Source organism: Oleiphilus sp. HI0067, assembly GCF_001635735.1.
On sequence record NZ_LWFI01000825.1, the window covers coordinates 1 to 1,135 of the forward strand.

Sequence of the window (1,135 nt, forward strand, 5' to 3'; positions counted from 1 at the left end):
CTATCACCCTCTCTTGCCGATTGTGCTGTAATGACACTCAAAGCGGGCGCGTCGTTAATACCTGTAATCGTCACCGAAATACTGTGTGCGGTGCCGTCTGCCGAATGGATTTGTATCACATCGGTCAGCGTATTATTGATCGGCGAGGAGCCTGCACCGAGCCGCTGCACGTCGCGACTTTGATTATCTAGATCATAGGTCCAGGTACCATTCGCTTGAAGGTGTAATGTTCCGTGTACACCCTGGATATCGCCCGCTTGAAAATGATCCTGACTAGCATCTTTATCACTTACACTGAGCGTGCCCGTCGCTTGCAGCGTGGTATCTTCTCTCACCATTCCGGTATCCGCACCGCTGATGATCGCCGTATCATCTTTGCCGTGCACGGTAATGGTTAAGTTCTGCGTATCGGTTGCACCGCTTTGATCGACTACGCCAACGGGTATTGTCAGCGTTTGAACTTGACCTGCCGCTAGGTGTTGGTAACTCGCATGGCTCGGATCAAAGCTATAGCTGCCGTCTGCATGCAGGGTAAACCCATCAACTTGCTGCATTACGCTGTAACGAGCGACTTCATGGTCGTCAGTATCCGTTGCTGTAAGCTGGCCCGTTAGCAATTGGCCATCCTCTGTCACACTTTGCGCTTGGATTTGCTGTAATACCGGCGCGTCATTTGTGCCCGTTAGGGTGATGACAAGATTCTTGGTATCAGTCGCGCCAGCTAGGTCAGTTACTGTCACAGGGATGGTGATGGTTTGTACATCGCCTTGCGCCAAATGGTTATAACTACCGTGGTTTGGGTCGAAGCTATAGCTACCATCTTGCTTTAGTACAAAACCATCTACATTCGGTGCACTAAAGGTAAGTTGGTCATTCGTATCAATATCCGAGCCGGTAAGCACACCTGTGGTCTTAGTGCTATCACCCTCTCTTGCCGATTGTGCTGTAATGACACTCAAAGCGGGCGCGTCGTTAATACCTGTAATCGTCACCGAAATACTGTGTGCGGTGCCGTCTGCCGAATGGATTTGTATCACATCGGTCAGCGTATTATTGATCGGCGAGGAGCCTGCACCGAGCCGCTGCACGTCGCGACTTTGATTATCTAGATCATAGGTCCAGGTACCATTCGCTT

Annotated in this window: 1 protein-coding gene; it reads right to left on the bottom strand. The window is 50.7% G+C overall.

The window, feature by feature from the left end:
• Positions 1-1,135: VCBS domain-containing protein (locus A3739_RS08795; RefSeq protein WP_197472219.1), on the bottom strand; the 1,135-nt coding region annotated here is incomplete at both ends.